General features: G+C 72.4%; 13 protein-coding genes and 2 pseudogenes. 4 read left to right on the forward strand and 11 right to left on the reverse strand.

What is annotated here, in order from left to right:
- Positions 1–65: 65 nt before the first annotated feature.
- Positions 66–1538 carry a peptidase C39 family protein gene (locus tag ACSMXW_RS02835; protein WP_485803767.1) on the reverse strand — a complete coding sequence of 491 codons (1473 nt, stop codon included), beginning with the start codon at positions 1536–1538 and terminating at the stop codon, positions 66–68.
- A gap of 299 nt (positions 1539–1837) precedes the next feature.
- Here ACSMXW_RS02835 and ACSMXW_RS02840 point away from each other — a divergent pair.
- Together ACSMXW_RS02840 and ACSMXW_RS02845 are read left to right on the forward strand one after the other, a co-directional pair.
- Positions 1838–2377: pseudogene (locus ACSMXW_RS02840) on the forward strand (uridine kinase family protein); the annotation flags it as partial.
- A gap of 713 nt (positions 2378–3090) precedes the next feature.
- A complete protein-coding gene (locus tag ACSMXW_RS02845; RefSeq protein ID WP_485803769.1) occupies positions 3091–4965 on the forward strand; it encodes an AAA family ATPase in 1875 nt (624 codons plus the stop codon).
- A gap of 321 nt (positions 4966–5286) precedes the next feature.
- On the opposite strand, the gene ACSMXW_RS02850 is transcribed toward ACSMXW_RS02845, so the two are convergent.
- The 3 genes from ACSMXW_RS02850 to ACSMXW_RS02860 all read right to left on the reverse strand — a co-directional run bounded on the left by ACSMXW_RS02850 (position 5287) and on the right by ACSMXW_RS02860 (position 8168).
- Positions 5287–6441 (reverse strand): NAD(P)/FAD-dependent oxidoreductase, encoded by a 1155-nt coding sequence (locus tag ACSMXW_RS02850; protein ID WP_485803771.1) that lies wholly within the window; start codon positions 6439–6441, stop codon positions 5287–5289.
- A gap of 198 nt (positions 6442–6639) precedes the next feature.
- Complete coding sequence (locus tag ACSMXW_RS02855; protein ID WP_485803773.1) at positions 6640–7884, reverse strand: cytochrome P450; 1245 nt, start codon at positions 7882–7884, stop codon at positions 6640–6642.
- Positions 7885–7970: 86 nt separating this feature from the next.
- Positions 7971–8168: a ferredoxin gene (locus tag ACSMXW_RS02860; RefSeq protein WP_485803775.1), complete on the reverse strand. Its 198-nt coding sequence runs from the start codon at positions 8166–8168 to the stop codon at positions 7971–7973.
- 131 nt (positions 8169–8299) lie between these two features.
- On the opposite strand from ACSMXW_RS02860, the gene ACSMXW_RS02865 reads away from it, so the two are divergent.
- A complete protein-coding gene (locus tag ACSMXW_RS02865) occupies positions 8300–8800 on the forward strand; it encodes a MarR family winged helix-turn-helix transcriptional regulator (protein WP_485803777.1) in 501 nt (166 codons plus the stop codon).
- Between the two features lie 307 nt (positions 8801–9107).
- Here ACSMXW_RS02865 and ACSMXW_RS02870 read toward each other — a convergent pair whose 3' ends face one another.
- On the reverse strand, positions 9108–9533 hold the full coding sequence (locus ACSMXW_RS02870; protein WP_485803779.1) for a GNAT family N-acetyltransferase: 426 nt from the start codon (positions 9531–9533) through the stop codon (positions 9108–9110).
- 360 nt (positions 9534–9893) lie between these two features.
- Here ACSMXW_RS02870 and ACSMXW_RS02875 point away from each other — a divergent pair.
- Positions 9894–10213 (forward strand): annotated as a pseudogene (locus tag ACSMXW_RS02875) (VOC family protein); the annotation flags it as partial.
- A 61-nt stretch (positions 10214–10274) separates the two neighbouring features.
- Here the strand turns inward: ACSMXW_RS02875 and ACSMXW_RS02880 are convergent.
- The 6 genes from ACSMXW_RS02880 to ribH form a co-directional block, all read right to left on the reverse strand.
- On the reverse strand, positions 10275–11366 hold the full coding sequence (locus ACSMXW_RS02880; protein WP_485803780.1) for a hemolysin family protein: 1092 nt from the start codon (positions 11364–11366) through the stop codon (positions 10275–10277).
- A complete protein-coding gene (locus ACSMXW_RS02885; RefSeq protein WP_485803782.1) occupies positions 11363–12751 on the reverse strand; it encodes a hemolysin family protein in 1389 nt (462 codons plus the stop codon). Before ACSMXW_RS02885 ends, ACSMXW_RS02880 begins: the two co-directional genes overlap by 4 nt.
- 389 nt (positions 12752–13140) lie before the next feature.
- Positions 13141–13701, reverse strand: coding sequence for a PH domain-containing protein (locus ACSMXW_RS02890; RefSeq protein ID WP_485803784.1), 561 nt, complete (start codon positions 13699–13701; stop codon positions 13141–13143).
- 55 nt (positions 13702–13756) lie between these two features.
- Positions 13757–14647 (reverse strand): ATP phosphoribosyltransferase, encoded by an 891-nt coding sequence (gene hisG / locus ACSMXW_RS02895; RefSeq protein ID WP_485803786.1) that lies wholly within the window; start codon positions 14645–14647, stop codon positions 13757–13759.
- Positions 14648–14782: 135 nt separating this feature from the next.
- Complete coding sequence (locus ACSMXW_RS02900) at positions 14783–15055, reverse strand: phosphoribosyl-ATP diphosphatase (protein WP_485803787.1); 273 nt, start codon at positions 15053–15055, stop codon at positions 14783–14785.
- Between the two features lie 8 nt (positions 15056–15063).
- Positions 15064–15576, reverse strand: a complete 513-nt coding sequence (gene ribH, locus ACSMXW_RS02905; protein WP_485803789.1) for a 6,7-dimethyl-8-ribityllumazine synthase — start codon at positions 15574–15576, stop codon at positions 15064–15066.
- Positions 15577–15702: the final 126 nt, after the last annotated feature.

Raw genomic sequence — 15702 nt, forward strand, 5'->3', positions numbered from 1 at the left:
GAGCCTCGTCACCGTCTCCCTGCCGGCCGGCCCGGCTGCCTCACCGGCTCGTTCGGGCGCCCGCGTCAGCAGACGCCGACGGCTGCCAGAGCCGCCGCCTGGGCCGCCGTCGGCGCCGCCGGGAAGTACAGGTAGCAGACGCCGCCGGTGCCGGAGACCACGTCGCCCTTGGCGTTGTACCGCTTGGTCCTGAGCCAGATGTTCTCCCACTCGCGCCGGTCGTAGACGCGGCGCACCGCGTCGTCGTCGGGCGAGGCGGGGTCGTTGGCGATCACGTCGCCGTCCGCGGTGAACCCGATGACCGTCATCAGGTGCCCGGACGTGCCGTAGCCCGCGCCGGTCAGCTCCTCCTCAAGGAACGACTGGGAGGTGATGGCCGGGATGCCCGCCACGATCAGCTTCTCCAGGTCGCCCAGCGAGCCCAGCCGGGTGACGACGCCCTGGAGCCCGGGGTACGTGGCCGCGTAGGCCGCGTTGAACGGCCAGTTGCCGCAGCCCTCGTACTGGTAGTCGTAGGTGTACCGGGCCGCCTGGCAGACCTGCGGGTCGGCGTAGGACGGGTCCACCCAGGACAGGTCGGCGGCGGACGGCCGGTGGCCCCAGTACTGGATGATCATCTGCGAGGAGGTGGGGCTGCACCAGGCCTCGCCGCCGCCGTCGTACTGCGGGTACTGACCCGCGTGCACGTCCTGCGAGAAACGCGGGACGGTCAGCTCCTTGGCCAGACCGGGCGTCGAGGCGGGCACCGTGAACCGGTCGGGGATGTCGGAGCCCATCGCTCCCAGCCGCCACACCAGCGGCGCCGCCTTGCTGCCCGGCTTCCGGTACAGCGTCAGCCGCAGCCGGTAGGAGGCCAGCCGCAGGCCGGACGCGGTGTCGTCGATCGCGAAGGTGTCCGTGTAGACGCTGCTGCGGCCGTCGGACTGGCCGTCGACGGAGGTGCGCTTGATGTCGGCGTCGCCCGCGGCCCAGCGCCCCATCACGTACCAGGGGGTGGCGGCGCCGTCCGAGTAGGTGCCCTGGAGCTCGACCTGGATCCAGGTGCCCGCGGGGGTGGCTGCGTTCCACGACGCGATGGCCTCGGTGGCCGGCACGGTCAGCTGGTGGACGGGGGACGTCCAGCGGGCGTACTCCCACGTCGCGGTGGTGCCGGTGTGCGGGTCGGTGTAGTCGGTGGTGCCGAGGGGGGTGGCGATGGTCAGGCCCGGTCGGGCGCCGCCGACGGCCAGGGTGCCCTCCGCGGTGCCCCCGCGCCAGTCGGCGTACGAGGTCCAGGCGTGGTAGTCCACCTGCGGGACCCCGTCCTCCTTCCGGGCGTGCCCACTGCGGCCGGCCGCGGCCTGCGCGCCGGGGGTGCGCGCCGCCGCGGCGGCCGGGACGGCGGCGGTGACCGTCGCCGCGAGCGCGGTGGACGCGGCGGCGGCCAGCACGGCGCGCCGGGATGCGGCGACCCCGGCCTGCGTGCCGGGGTCGCCCGCGGACGCCGGAGGCGTCCCGTTCTCGGTGATGGCTCTGCTGCTGTCGGCTGCTCTGGTCATTCCAGGGAACCCCCAGTCCACTCAGCCCCTCAGGGCAGGTCGCGATGCGCGGCGGTGGGCCACAACGACGCCTGTGGGGCCACTATGACCGCTGGGGCCCGCCTTCTGCCAGCGCCAAGTGACCATGAGGGCCACCAATATTGGCCTCTACCAGTGAACGTCCGAGGCCGCCTGTCCGGGCACGCCGCCGGGAGCGGGGCTGTGTCCCGGGGCTCCTCCCACCCCTTGGGGCCAGTGGGGGGACGGCCGGCGAGGGGACGGCCGGCGAAGGGTTCCTCGCAGGTACGCTGGACACGGTGATCACACCAGCCGCACTCCCCCGCCTGGCCGGCGCCCTGCACCGGCTGGCGCCGTCCTGCGGTCCGGTCCGCCTGGTGGCCGTCGACGGGCACGCGGGATCGGGGAAGTCCACCTTCACGACGCTGCTGGCCGCCGCGCTCGGCGAGGCCCCCGTCCTCGCCCTGGACGACCTCGCCACGCACGAGGAGTTGTTCGGCTGGACCGGGCGACTGCAAGAAGAGGTGATCGAGCCCCTGCGCCGCGGCGAGGCGGCGCGCTACCGCCCCTACGACTGGCGTGCGCGCCGCCGCGGCCCGGCGGTGGAGCTGCCGCCCGCGCCCGTCGTGCTCGTCGAGGGGGTCGGTGCGGGGCGCGCCGCGCTGCGGCCCGCGCTGGCCTGCCTGCTCTGGATGGACCTGCCGCGCGAGGAGTCCTGGCGGCGCGGCCGGCGCCGGGACGGGCCCGCGCTCGACGCGTTCTGGGACGGCTGGACCCTCGCGGAGCAGCGGCACTTCGCGGCCGATCCGTCCCGCCCCTTCGCCCACCTCCTCGTACGGCAGTGCGACCGGGTGCGGCCCCCGAGGCCGGCGGGAGCGCCGGTGGCCGTGGCCACCGAGGGACGGCGGAAAAACGCGGGAACCGGCGTGCCGGAGCAATCTCCGGGACCCGAGCGGCCCCTGGCACCCCTGCCACCGCCGGCGTACGCGGTACTGCCGGGACCCGCGGGAGGACTTCCCGGCGCGTTCCCCACAGCAGGATCAGCTCAGGCAATCACATACCGTGACGACTACCCGCCGGTTAACTAAACAGGCGGAAAACGACTTCCATAAGTACCCCAACTCGGCTTGACCCCGGGGGCGTACAGGTCTTACGTTCTCAATGTGCGGTCTTTCGAGACCCCGCAGACGCGAAGCCCCCGGTTGTTCCCCCGTGATCGGGGGCTTCGTTCTGTCCTTTGCGTCCCCATTGTCTTGATCACAGACACCGACTCTCCCTCACCCTGGGTCACCGCTCTGGGGTTCGCCCTGGGTCCGCCACCTCTGCGGGCAGCGGCCCGGCATGCGCCCCAAGTGCTTCAAACGCGGCCCATCCCACAGTGCGGCACCCTTCGGCCCGCCACTGCCGCGCAGGTACGATGCTGTGCGATGCAGTTACCGGACGGCCGCTCAGAGCACCGAGTCAATTCCCGTCCACGGCACAACGGTTCGGCGAAGGAGTCGGCGGGCACAAAACCCGTCGGCACACCACGGGGGCACGGTCTGTGGGGGACGTGATGGACTTCGGCACGCAGGGCTCACCCGCCCCGGCCGACCTGGCCTGGCTCCGGGGAGTCGACGCCTACACGATGGGTGCCTATCCGCAGGCCGAGGAGGAGTTCAGGACGGCGGTGCGGCTCGACCCCGGTATGGCCGACGGCTGGCTGGGGCTGCACGCGCTGCGCATCGACACCACGTCCGCCCTGCTCAGGATGTTCCAGCACCGGGACCGCTTCGGGGAGCAGCGCGCCCGCCACCGCAGGACGCTCAACTCCTGGTACTGGCTGGGCTGGTGGGTGCAGCCCGTGCTGGAGTCGCCGCGGGATCTGCTCCTCGCGCACGCCTCGCACTGGCTGGACGGCCGGCACGTCCCCGAGCTGGACCGCGCGCTGGCGGGGCTCCCGCCGGTCGACGCCGACGGGCAGGTCCGCTTCCTGCACGCCTGCCGCGCCTATCTCGTCAAGGACTGGGAGCAGCTCGTCCGGCACACCGATCCGCTGCTCGACGATCCCATGCTCGGCATCGAGGCGGGCCTGTTCGGCGGTATGGCACGGGTCCGGCTCGACATGTACGGGCAGGCGGAGCCGCTGCTGTCGGCCGCGCTGATGCGCTGCCGCAGCGAGCAGCCGCAGCGCAAGGAGCTGCGGTACTGGCTGGCCCGCGCCCACGAGGGCACCGGCCGCAGCGCGGCGGCCCTGCCGCTGTACCGCGCGGTGCACCGGGTGGACCCCGCCTTCATGGACACCTCGGCCCGGCTGGCCGCGATAGCCGAGGGCGACGGGTACGACGAGGCCGCAGACGTCGCCGCCATCGCCCTCGCCGGGGTCGGGCAGGACAGCGTGGACGCCGTGGACGGCACGGATCCGCTCTACGGGATGGAGGGCCGGGACCTGAAGCTGGGCGATCCGGAGCCGACGCCCGCGCCCGGCGTGACCGGCGAGACCGACACCGTCCGCGAGAAGGCCGTGGTGCCGGTGCAGGCCGGCCCGCCCCAGCTGCCCGCGGGCCCCGCCGATCCCGCACTCCTGGAGGAGGCGCTCGCCGAGCTGGAGCGCATGGTCGGCCTGGAGCCGGTGAAGCGGCAGGTGAAGGCGCTCTCCGCGCAGCTCAACATGGCCCGGTTGCGCGCGGGGCAGGGCCTGCCCGTGCAGCCCCCGAAGCGCCACTTCGTCTTCTCCGGGCCCTCCGGCACCGGCAAGACCACAGTCGCCCGGATCCTCGGCCGGGTCTTCTACGCCCTCGGCCTGCTCGGCGGGGACCATCTGGTGGAGGCGCAGCGCGCCGACCTGGTCGGCGAGTACCTCGGCCAGACCGCCGTCAAGGCCAATGAGCTCATCGACTCCGCCATCGGCGGCGTCCTCTTCGTGGACGAGGCGTACGCCCTGTCCAACACCGGGTACGGCAAGGGCGACGCCTATGGCGACGAGGCACTGCAGGTGCTGCTGAAGCGCGCCGAGGACAATCGCGACCACCTCGTGGTGATCCTGGCCGGCTACCCCGAGGGGATGGACCGGCTGCTCGCCGCCAACCCCGGTCTCTCGTCCCGCTTCACCACCCGCGTCGACTTCCCCTCGTACCGTCCCCTGGAGCTCACCGCGATCGGCGAGGTGCTGGCCGCGGAGAACGGCGACGTCTGGGACGAGGAGGCGCTGGAGGAACTCCGCTCCATCAGCGGGCACGTCGTCGACCAGGGCTGGATCGACGAGCTGGGCAACGGCCGCTTCCTGCGCACCCTCTACGAGAAGAGCTGTGCCTACCGCGACCTGCGGCTCTCCGGGTACCCCGGCACCCCGGGCCGCACGGACCTCGCGACGCTCCGGCTGCCGGACCTGATGCAGGCGTACGGGGAGGTCCTGTCGGGGCGGGGCCCCGGCGACCCCACGGCGTTGTAAGGGCACCTTGCAGGATCCGTCGACCCACTTCGGCCCGTGGCGGGCCCGCCGCCGCCCCGCCTCGGCCCCCGTCGGGGCGGGTCTGCCGACGGCCCGCGCCACCCCCGTCAGCGGCGCGGGGCCGTGTCGATATGCGGCTCCGCCGCGTGGGACCGAGCAACGCACCGCCGGCCGGTGGTCCGGACACGTCAGAAGGTGCCCTGGCTTTATCCACGAATCGTACGCCGAGATCCCGTCCCCGCTGTCGGCCACCGTCTGGACCCAGTTGGGTGAATCCGCCCATGAGATCGGGGTGGTCGGCCGGTGGGACGCCATGCGCGGTCAGGCGCCGTGCGGGCGTAGCCAGGTGGTGCGCAGGGTCCGGGTCTCGCGGGGCAGGTTCCAGCCGAGTACGCCGGTGACGGTGCCGTGCTCGCGGAAGACGCCCGCGAACCGGTCGGCGTCGAGGTCGCCGTGGACGGCCTCGAACACGGCCCGGTCGGTCCAGGCGCCGTAGGCCTGGATCTTCACGTCGTACTGGTCGGTCCAGAAGTAGGGCACCGGGGCGAACGGGGTCCCCGTGCCCAGGAGTGTGCGTGCCGCCGCCATGGCCTGTTCCGTGGCGTTCATCCGGTGCTCCAGACGGATCCGGCGGCCGACGCCGGGGTGCACCCAGCTCGCGACGTCGCCCGCGGCCACCACGCCGGGCGCCGCGCGGCACGACTCGTCGCAGTCGACACCGTCGCTCAGCGAGAGCCCGCTGCCCGAAAGCCAGCCGGTCGCGGGCGCCGAGCCGACGGCGACCAGGACGACGTCCGCGGGGACCCGGGTGCCGTCCGTCAGCCGCACCGCCGTGATGTGGCCGCCGTCGCCGGTCAGCTCCGCGACGCCGGTGCCGGTGCGCACGGCGACACCGTGTTCGGTGTGCAGCCGCGCGAGCCGCCCGCCGAGCCGGGGGCCGAACTGGCGCACCATGGGCGCGGGCAGCGGGTCGACTAGGGTCACCGTCCTGCCGAGGGCGCGCGCCGTGGCCGCGGCCTCCGCGCCGAGGAAGCCGGCGCCGACGATCACGACGTCCGCGGCGTCCTGGAGTTCCTTGCGCAGCGCCAGGGTGTCCGGAAGCGTCCGCAGGGTGTGCACGCCCGCGAGGCCGTGCCCGGACGGCAGGTGCCGCGGTGTCACGCCGGTGGCGATGACCAGGCCGTCGTAGCCGAGGACGGACCCGTCCGACAGCGACACCCGGCGGGCCCCTGCGTTAAGGGCCGTGGCCGCGACGCCGAGCCGCCAGGACACCTCCGGGGCGGGCGGCAGGCTCACCCGGTCCGGCTCCCATCTGCCCTCCAGGAGCTGTTTGGACAGCGGGGGCCGGTCGTAGGGCGGCAGGTCCTCGGCGCCGACCACCGTGATCTCACCGTCGAAGCCCTCGTCGCGCAGCGTCCGGGCCGCGGTGTTGCCCGCCGCGGACGCGCCGACCACGACGATCCTGCGAAGGTTCACGCCATCCTCCCGGCGGTGGGCGCGGAACGGACCGGGGCGGTCGTGTCCCGACCGGCGGCACCTCTCATGTGCTCGCGCATGTGTTCTCGCCTCTCAGCGGGTGACGGGCTGCTGCGCCGCCACGGACCTGATGTCGGTCGGGCGCCGCCCGCCGCCGTCCCGGTACGGGAGCGGGACGGCGGCCGGCGGCGCGGGCGGTCACCAGGCGACGGGCAGCTCGTGGACGCCGTAGACCACCGCGTCGTGCTTGTAGCGGATGGCGTCCTCCTCGATCGCCGGGCGCAGCGTCGGGAAGCGGCGCAGCAGCGCCGGGTAGGCGAGCTGGAGCTCGGTGCGTGCCAGGTTCTGGCCGAGGCACTGGTGGGTGCCCTGGCCGAAGGCCATGTGGTGCCGCGCGTTGGACCGGGTCACATCAAGGCGGTCGGGGTCCTCGAAGACGGCCGTGTCGCGATTGGCCGAGTCGATGGTCAGGATGACGCCCTCGCCCGCGCGGATGAGCTGTCCGGACACCTCCACGTCCACCAGCGCGACGCGCCGCCGGCCGGTCTGCACGATGGTCAGATAGCGCAGGAGCTCCTCGACGGCGAGTGCGGTGTGCGCCGGGTCGTCGGCGTCGCGCACGGCGGCCAGTTGCTCCGGGTTGCGCAGCAGGGCGAGGGTGCCGAGGGCGAGCATGTTGGTCGTCGTCTCGTGGCCGGCGCTCAACAGCAGGATCGCGTCCTGCACCAGTTGCTCCCTGCTGGTGGCGCCGGTGTGCACATGGTCGGCGAGCACATGGCTGAGCAGGTCGTCCTGCGGATCGCGCTCCTTCTCGGCGAGCAGTCCTTCGAGGTACTCGGTCAGTGTGTCGTTGGCCTTGACGGCCCGGTCGGGCTCGATGTCCATGGAGAGGAGCGCCCGCGACTCGCGCTGGAACAGCGGCTGGTCCTCGCGCGGCACGCCCAGGATCTCCGCTATCACCAGCGAGGGCAGCGCAAGCGCGAACGACGAGACCAGGTCCACCGGCGGGCCCGACGCCTCCATCCCGTCGAGCAGTTCGTCGATAATCTCCTGAAGCCTCGGCTGGAGCGCCCGGGTCCGCTTGACGGAGAAGTACGAGGTGAACATGCGGCGCACCTGGTTGTGCTCCGGGTCGTCCATGAGGATGAAGGGCACCCGGGTGCTGTTGGCGATGCGGGCCGCGAAGCCGGGATTCGCCACGGGGTGGCCGGGGCGCCGCCAATCGGCGCTGAACCGCTCGTCGCTGAGGATCGCACGCTGGTCCTCGTAGCGGGTGACGAGCCAGGGGATGGTGCCGTTCCAGATCCGCACCCGGGAGAACGGCACCTCCTCACGCAGCCGGGCGAGCTGGGGCGGGGGGTCGAAGGGGCAGCCGGACGCGCGGGACATCGGGTAGTCGCGGGGGTCCTCTGCGGTGGCGGGGGCGGTCGTGGTCTCAGCCATGCAAGGCGCTCCTGACGGAGATGGGGGCGAGGGGGGTTGGGGGTGAGGGCTTTGGGGTGAGGGGGGTTGGGGGCGGCTCGGCCACGTCACGAGGTGACGACGGTGATGGCGCCCGCGGGGCAGAGCGCGGCCGCCTCCGCCGCGCGAGCCGCCGCGGGCCCCTCCGGGTCCGCGTCGAGCAGGACCACGACGCCGTCCTCGTCGCGCTGGTCGAACACGTCGTCCGCGGCGAGCACGCACTGGCCCGCGGCACAGCACCGTTCCTGATCGATTTCGAGGTGCACGGCGTTCTCCTCCTGATGACTATTACCTACCCTAAGTAAGCAATACCCCACGGCGGCGGGCTGTGCAATGGCGTCTCCGGTCTGCGGCCCATGGTTGGCCCCGGAACCGAACGGTCCGGCATGATGACCCTGTGACCACCACACCGGCCCGGGCGGACGCCGTCGAGGCGCTCCAGTCCGCACTGAGCGCAGTGGCATACCGGCTGACGGGACGACGGCTGCACGAGCGGTCCGTGGCGGCCGCCGGCATGCCGATCGACCGGCCGGGACTCGCCGTCCTGCGGACACTGGCGGATGAGTCGGCACCGCTGCGGATCGGGGAGATCGCGGCACGTCTCGACGTCCGCAATCCCCATGTGACGCGGCAGGTAACGCAGTTGCAGGAGCAGGGGCTGCTGGCGCGGGCCACCGGCGAGGACCGCCGGGTCCAGCTGATCGAGCTGACCCAGCAGGGCCACGACACGCTGCGACGGGTGACGGCGGCGGTGGAGGCGATGCTCGCGGAGAGCCTGGCGGACGTGAGCACCGAGACGATCATGGCGGCGGCCGACGTCCTGGCGCTGCTGAGCACCCGCGTGTTCCCGGACGCCACGACGGAGGAGGACGCGCCGGACAACGCGCCGCGGACGTGACCTCACCGGCGCACCGGGCGGACCGGCCGCCCCTCGGGCACCAGCGCCGGGCACCGGATGGCACGCGTCTAGTCGAAGGCTCGCGCCGTGCCCGGTGACGGGTGAGTTCGGCCGGTGCTCGGCCGGCACGAGCAGGCGGCGACCGGTCCGTGGTTCCACCGGAGGGACATGGTCACCCCGGCAGATTCCACGTAACTTTCAAGATGCTCAAACGCCAGATGTTCGGCCGCGCCGGCTTCCGTCTCCTACGGAAACGGGTTCTCCTCGCCTGATCTTCTGAGGGGTCCACCCGGTCGATGGCGCACCCCTACAGCGTGCGCCGGTAACGAATCTCAGGTACGGACACTCCGTCGTAGTCGTGAGCCTGGACAGCACCGTCAGCGACATAGCCGGCCATCTCGTAGAAACGACGTGCCCTGGTGTTGTCGGTGAGGACCCACAACAGCATCACGTCGAAGCCATAGGCGTCAGCGTGAGCGTACACGGCTTCGAGTAGCGCGCGACCGATTCCGGACCCAGTGAGTGAGGGCTGAACATAGAGAGCGTAAAGCTCACCCACATTCGTACCTGCCTGGTCATCTCGAAAAGGCCCGAGGCACGCCCAACCCACAACTCGCCCATGGGCGTCGACCGCCACCAGGTTGGTTGTGCCTTCCTTCGACCTCCTGAAGTGCCTTCGGCGCTGCTGAATATCCGCCTCGACCGTCAGGCCATCGAGGAAGGACTGAGGCACTATCCCAACGTACGCGGCCCTCCAGCCTGCCACTCGTACCGCTGACACAGCCGCAACATCGGCGTCCGTCATAGCTCGTACAGTCAGCATCTCGGCACCGTATGAGACCGACCACCATGGCTGCACAGAAATATGCGGCCGGACGGCCACAGCGACTGCACACAGTGACGACTCACACAACCTGAGCCAGAACCCGAGTCGTGGTTCTGGCCCAGCTTCCGTGCAGCGGCCACTCCGAGTGACGATTGGGCCTTCTGGGACGGCTCCCGAAGTCTCCCGGCTCGGCTGCACTCCTGTCCGGGCGCGGCGAGACGTGCGCCGGGGAACGGGCTATGCACCGTCGTTGCCATCGCGCAGGGAATGGATCATGCTCCGCAGGTCTACGAGCAGTACCTCGGCCTCGTCCGCTCGCAGGCCGGACCTCCGACGCCGTCGATTTCGAGACGAAGCCGATCGCGTTCGCACTCCGCGACGTCGTTCCCGGCACCGATCTCGCATCCGTTGCCCAGCCCGGCATCGGTGCCGCGATCTGGCTCCACGCCACAGACGTCCAGGCCATTCACGATGCTCTCGTCGCCGACGGTCACCCCATCGTCTCCGCACCGATCGACGGCCCCTTCGGCCGGACATTCACCTTCGCCGACCCCGACGGCTACCAGGTCACTCTCCACGACCGCGCCTGGCCCGAGCGGGACGGGCACCCCGACGGGGCGGGCCCTGACTGTCGGCACCCCGCGAGCGTCAGCTCGCCATCGCGTCCTCCGGGGCCGCACTACGCGGCTCCCCGAGCCGCGGAGCCGGCGCACCACCGGGATCCCGGTGGGCGGGGTCGCGGACCTCGCCCACGAGCAGTTCCAGGACGTCTTCCAGCGTCACCAGACCCACCACACGGCCCGAGGCATCGGCGACCTGCGCCAGGTGGGTCGCAGCGCGGCGCATCACGGTCAGGGCGTCGTCGAGCGGCAGCTCCGCGCTGAGCGTGGTCATCGGCCGCCACACGTGCTGGGGCACGGCGCGGTCGCTGTCCTCCAGCTCCAGCACGTCCTTCACGTGGAGATAGCCCATGAAGGCACCGCCGTCCGCGCTCACCGGGAAGCGCGAGTAGCCCGTGCGGGCGGTGAGCGCCACGACCTGGCCCGGGGTGACGGTGGGGTCCACCGTCACCAGCGAGGCGCGGTCCAGCAGCACGTCCGTGACCGGGCGCGTGCCCAGCTCCAGCGCGTCCCCCAGGCGCTCCTGCTCCTCGGGGTCGAGCAGCCCCGCCTCGCCGGAGTCGACGACCAGGCGGTTGAGCTGCTCGCTGGTGAAGACGGCCTCCACCTCGTCCTTGGGCTCGACCCCGAAGAGCCTCAGCACACCCCGGGCGCAGGCCCCGAGGGCCGCGGTGACCGGCCGGCAGAGCCGGGCGAAGGCGACGAGGCCCGGTCCGAGCCGCAGCGCCGTCTTCTCCGGGTCCGCCATGGCGAGGTTCTTGGGCACCATCTCGCCGATGACCAGATGCAGGAAGACCACCAGCACAAGCGCGATCACATAGCCCAGCGGATGGACCAGGCCCTCGGGCAGCCGGACGGCGGCGAACGCCGGCTCCAGCAGCCGCGCGACGGTGGGCTCCGCGACGGCGCCGAGGGTCAGCGAGCAGACGGTGATGCCGAACTGCGCGGCGGCCATCATCTGGGGCAGGTGCTCCAGGCCGTAGAGCACCTGACGGGCGGGCACGGTCTTCAGCGGCTCGATCTGGCTGCGGCGCACGGAGACCAGCGCGAACTCGGCGCCCACGAAGAACCCGTTGGCCAGTACCAGCAGAACGGTGAACAGCAACTGGAGCAGCGTCATCGGACCGCCTCCACCGCACCCCTGCGGGCCCTGACGGCCGCCGCCGGGACGCGGGCGGTCGTCCCGGGGGCCTCAGCGGCCTCGGGCGTCCTGACGAGCCTGACCCGTTCGGCCCGGTAGTGGCCCACCTGTCTCACCTGGAGCCGCCAGCCGGGCAACTCGGCGCGGTCACCGGGGGCCGGGATACGGCCCAGCAGGTCCGCGACCAGGCCGGCGACGGTCTCGTAGGGGCCCTCGGGGACGTGCAGGCCGATGGTCCGCAGGGTGTCGACACGGCAGCTGCCGTCGGCGTCCCAGGCGGGCCGGCCGTCCTCGGCGGGGGCGGGGGCGAGCTCGGGCACGTCCTTGGCGTCGTGCTCGTCGCGGACCTCGCCGACCAGCTCCTCGACGATGTCCTCCAGGGTGACGACGCCCGCGGTACCGCCGTACTCGTCCACGACGACGGCGATGGGCTGCTCGCTGCGCAGCCGGGCCAGCAGCGGCTGCACCGGCAGCGTCTCGGGGACCAGCAGCGGTGCCTGGGCGATCCGGCCCACGGAGGTGCGCAGCCGGGCGTGCACCGGTATCGCGAGGGCGTCCTTCAGGTGCACCATGCCGACGATCTCGTCGATCCGCTCCCGGTAGACGGGGAAGCGGGACAGGCCGGTGGCACGGGTGAGGTTGACGACGTCCTCCGCGGTCGCGGACGACTGCAGGGCGCTGACCTTCACCCGGGGCGTCATCACGTGCTGGGCGGTCAGCTCGCCCAGCGACAGGGTGCGCACGAACAGGTCGGCGGTGTCCTGCTCCAGGGCGCCGGCCTGCGCGGAGTGGCGGGCCAGCGAGACCAGTTCGCCGGGCGTGCGGGCGGACGCCAGCTCGTCGGCGGGCTCCACGCCGAGGGCCCGCACCAGGCGGTTCGCGACCCTGTTCAGGCCGGAGATGACCGGGTGCAGCAGCCGGGCGAAGGCGTGCTGCGGGCCGGCGACGAAGCGCGCGACCTGGAGGGGCCGGGACACGGCCCAGTTCTTGGGCACCAGCTCGCCGATCACCATCTGTACGGCGGAGGCGATCAGCATCCCGACCACCGCGGAGACACCGGGGACGGCGCCCACGGGCAGGCCCGTCGCGGTGAGGGGGGCGTCGAGGAGGGCGGCCAGGGCCGGCTCGGCGAGCATGCCGACGACGAGCGAGGTGATGGTGATGCCGAGCTGGGTGCCGGAGAGCTGGAAGGACAGCTCCTTCAGCGCCGACACGACGGAGTTCGCGCGCTTGTCGCCGGCGGCCGCGGCCTGCTCGGCGTCCGGGCGCTCGACGGTCACCAGGCCGAATTCGGCCGCCACGAAGAAGCCGTTGGCGAGGATCAGGAGGAGGGCCGCTCCCAGGAGCAGCAACGGGGTGATCATGCCGCCGCCTCCGAGCCGCCGCGGACGCGGTCCGCGCGGCGGGTGTTTCCCATGCCCTCAAGGCACTGGGGAAGGGAGGGGGCGGCGCAGGTACTGCAGGACGAACCGTCCATCGCCTGAGGAAGTCACTCCTTGGTCAGCAGGAGCCCCCGCGCGCCGGTGCGGCACGGCAGGGGCGAGGGCGCATCATGCGCCTCGGGAACCAGATTAATCAAGACAGCCACTTATGCGGCAGTGTGAACGCCCCGGAGGAGTCCCGGATGTCTCCCCGGGGCGCTCTCAGGGGCGCTCGCGGGCCGTTGTGCGCCCGGCGCGGACGTGCACGGGCCGACGTGCGGGCGTACGGATGCTCGCCGAAGTCGCCGAAGCGCCCGCCGGCGGCGTAGCGCTCAGCCCCCTCCCGCACCGGGGCCCTGCTCGCTGGCGGCACGGGCGTCGACGAGGGCCCGCAGGGTGCGGGCCTGGTCGATGGCACGGCGCCTGGCGAGCCCCGGCTGGATGCCGAGGGCGGGCAGGCTGGTGCCGTCGCTGAGGTTCAGGAACACCCAGGGGTCGCCGGGCCGCAGGTTGACCTGGAGGATCTCGGCCCAGTCGAGCCGCCGCCCGCCCAGGATGTTCACGACGGTCACGCCGGAGGCGTCGGCGACCACCTTGGGCCTGCTCAGCAGGAGCGGCACCGTACAGAGCAGCGCCGCGGTGACGACGAAGCTGAGCCGCTCCGCCGCGCCGAGGTCGGGCAGCAGCAGGGCGACGGCCGTGAGCACGACGAAGAGCGCCAGGCCGCCGGCCAGCAGGACCGCCCGGGTGACCGCCGGCCGGAAGGTGACGGGCAGCTCCGGCAGCCCGGCGGCGGGTGGCGCGGCCGGGCCCGGCCGTCCGGCGGTGGGCTGTGTGCCGTCGCCCTGTGCGGCGTCCTGCCGTGCGGGGTGCGGTGGCGTCGGGTCCGTCATCACGGTGCTCCGAAGAGGGTCGGTCGGCGGGGCCGGCCGGGTCGGCGCGGCCCGGTCAGAGGCGGCAGGCGTGGATGGCCGTGGTCAGGATGGCCCGGGCGCCGATGGCGTACAGGTCGTCCATGATCTTCTGGGCCTCCTTGGCGGGCACCATGGCGCGCACGGCGACCCAGCCCTCATTGTGCAACGGCGAGACCGTCGGGGACTCCAGGCCGGGCGTTACGGCCACGGCGCGTTCCAGATCCTCGGCACGGCAGTCGTAGTCCATCATCACGTAGGTGCGGGCGACGAGGACGCCCTGGAGCCGGCGCAGGAACTGCTGGACCTTGGGCTGGTCGGTGTCCGCGTCGGCATCCGTGGTGGGGGTTCCCCCGGACGAGCCCGTCCGCGTCTTGGGACGGATGACCACCGCTTCGGAGTGCATGATCGGCTCGCCCATGACCTGGAGCCCGGCGTTGCGCAGCGAGGTGCCGGTCTCCACGACGTCGGCGATGACCTGGGCGACACCCAGCTCGATGGCGGTCTCCACGGCGCCGTCGAGGTGGACGACGGTGGCGTCGACGCCCTCCTGCGCGAGGTGGCCGGCGACGATGCCCTCGTAGGAGGTGGCGATGGTCATGCCCTCCAGGTCCTTCACGCTGCTCGCCGTGCCGGGCCGGGTGGCGTAGCGGAACGTGGAGCGCGCGAAGCCGAGCGGCAGGATCTCCTCGGCGTCGGCGCCGGAGTCCACCAGCAGGTCGCGCCCGGTGATGCCGATGTCCAGACGCCCGGAGGAGACGTAGATGGCGATGTCGCGGGGGCGCAGGTAGAAGAACTCGACCTCGTTGGCCGGGTCGACGATCACCAGTTCCTTGGAGTCCCTGCGCTGCTGGTACCCGGCCTCATGGAGCATCTCCGACGCAGGTCCGGAGAGTGAACCCTTGTTGGGGACGGCGATGCGCAGCATGAGGTGGTGTTCCTTTGCGGGAAGATGCGGGAGTGTGCGTACCGGTCCGGGGTGTCCGGTCCGTCGGGAGGGGACTGCCGCGGCCCGCCGGGGCGGGCCCCGCGGCCGGTGCCGGGGCCCGCCCCGGGCCGCGGCTCAGAGGTGGGCGTAGACGTCGTCGAGGGTGATGCCGCGGGCGACCATCATCACCTGCACGTGGTACAGCAGCTGGGAGATCTCCTCGGCGGTGGCCTCCCGGCCCTCGTGCTCGGCGGCCATCCAGACCTCGGCGGCCTCCTCGACGACCTTCTTGCCGATGGCATGGACGCCCTTGCCGACCAGTTCCGCGGTGCGGGAGGTGGCGGGGTCGCCGTGCTGCGCCTTGTGCAGGAGCTCGGTGAAGAGCTCCTCGAACGTCTTCTTGGACATGATGCCGCCTACTCTACGCGGGCGCCCGCCATCCCCTGACGTGAGGGCTCGGGGATCATACGGAGCGTGGCGGCGGTGGCGACGGCCGCGGTCACGGCCTCGTGCCCCTTGTCCTCATGGGAGCCTTCGAGGCCCGCGCGGTCGAGCGCCTGCTCCTCGGTGTCGCAGGTCAGCACGCCGAAGCCGATGGGCACTCCGGTGTCGACGGACACCTGGGTGAGCCCCTGCGTCACGCCCTGGCAGACGTAGTCGAAGTGCGGGGTGCCGCCGCGGACCACCACGCCGAGCGCGACCACGGCGTCATAGCCGTGCACCGCGAGCGCCCTGGCCGCGACGGGCAACTCGAAGCTGCCCGGCACCCGCAGCACGGTGTGCTGCTCGATGCCGAGTTCGTCCAGGGCGCGCCGGGCGCCGCCGACGAGGCCGTTCATGATCTTCTCGTGCCACTGGGCGGCGACGACCGCGACCCGCAGGCCTCCGGTGTTCGTCACGCTCAGTACGGGGGCACCCTTGCCGCTCACGCGCTCTCGCTCCTTGGTGCTGGGTGGTGCTGGTGGATGTGCTGGGTGGTGCTGGGGCTGTTCCGTGGTGTCCGGGCTGCCCGCACCGCTCCGGGGGCCGGGGACGGACCCCGGGCGGCCGGGGTC

The organism is Streptomyces sp. DSM 116793 (assembly GCF_057320905.1).

Excerpts from the sequence above, each read along its gene's own strand:
- ACSMXW_RS02900 (WP_485803787.1), bottom strand. The coding sequence starts at position 15,055 with ATGTCCAAGAAGACGTTCGAGGAGCTCTTCACCGAGCTCCTGCACAAG.
- ACSMXW_RS02885 (WP_485803782.1), bottom strand. The coding sequence starts at position 12,751 with ATGATCACCCCGTTGCTGCTCCTGGGAGCGGCCCTCCTCCTGATCCTC.
- ACSMXW_RS02835 (WP_485803767.1), bottom strand. The coding sequence starts at position 1,538 with ATGACCAGAGCAGCCGACAGCAGCAGAGCCATCACCGAGAACGGGACG.
- ACSMXW_RS02845 (WP_485803769.1), top strand. The coding sequence starts at position 3,091 with ATGGACTTCGGCACGCAGGGCTCACCCGCCCCGGCCGACCTGGCCTGG.
- ACSMXW_RS02880 (WP_485803780.1), bottom strand. The coding sequence starts at position 11,366 with ATGACGCTGCTCCAGTTGCTGTTCACCGTTCTGCTGGTACTGGCCAAC.
- ACSMXW_RS02890 (WP_485803784.1), bottom strand. The coding sequence starts at position 13,701 with ATGACGGACCCGACGCCACCGCACCCCGCACGGCAGGACGCCGCACAG.
- hisG (WP_485803786.1), bottom strand. The coding sequence starts at position 14,647 with ATGCTGCGCATCGCCGTCCCCAACAAGGGTTCACTCTCCGGACCTGCG.
- ACSMXW_RS02855 (WP_485803773.1), bottom strand. The coding sequence starts at position 7,884 with ATGGCTGAGACCACGACCGCCCCCGCCACCGCAGAGGACCCCCGCGAC.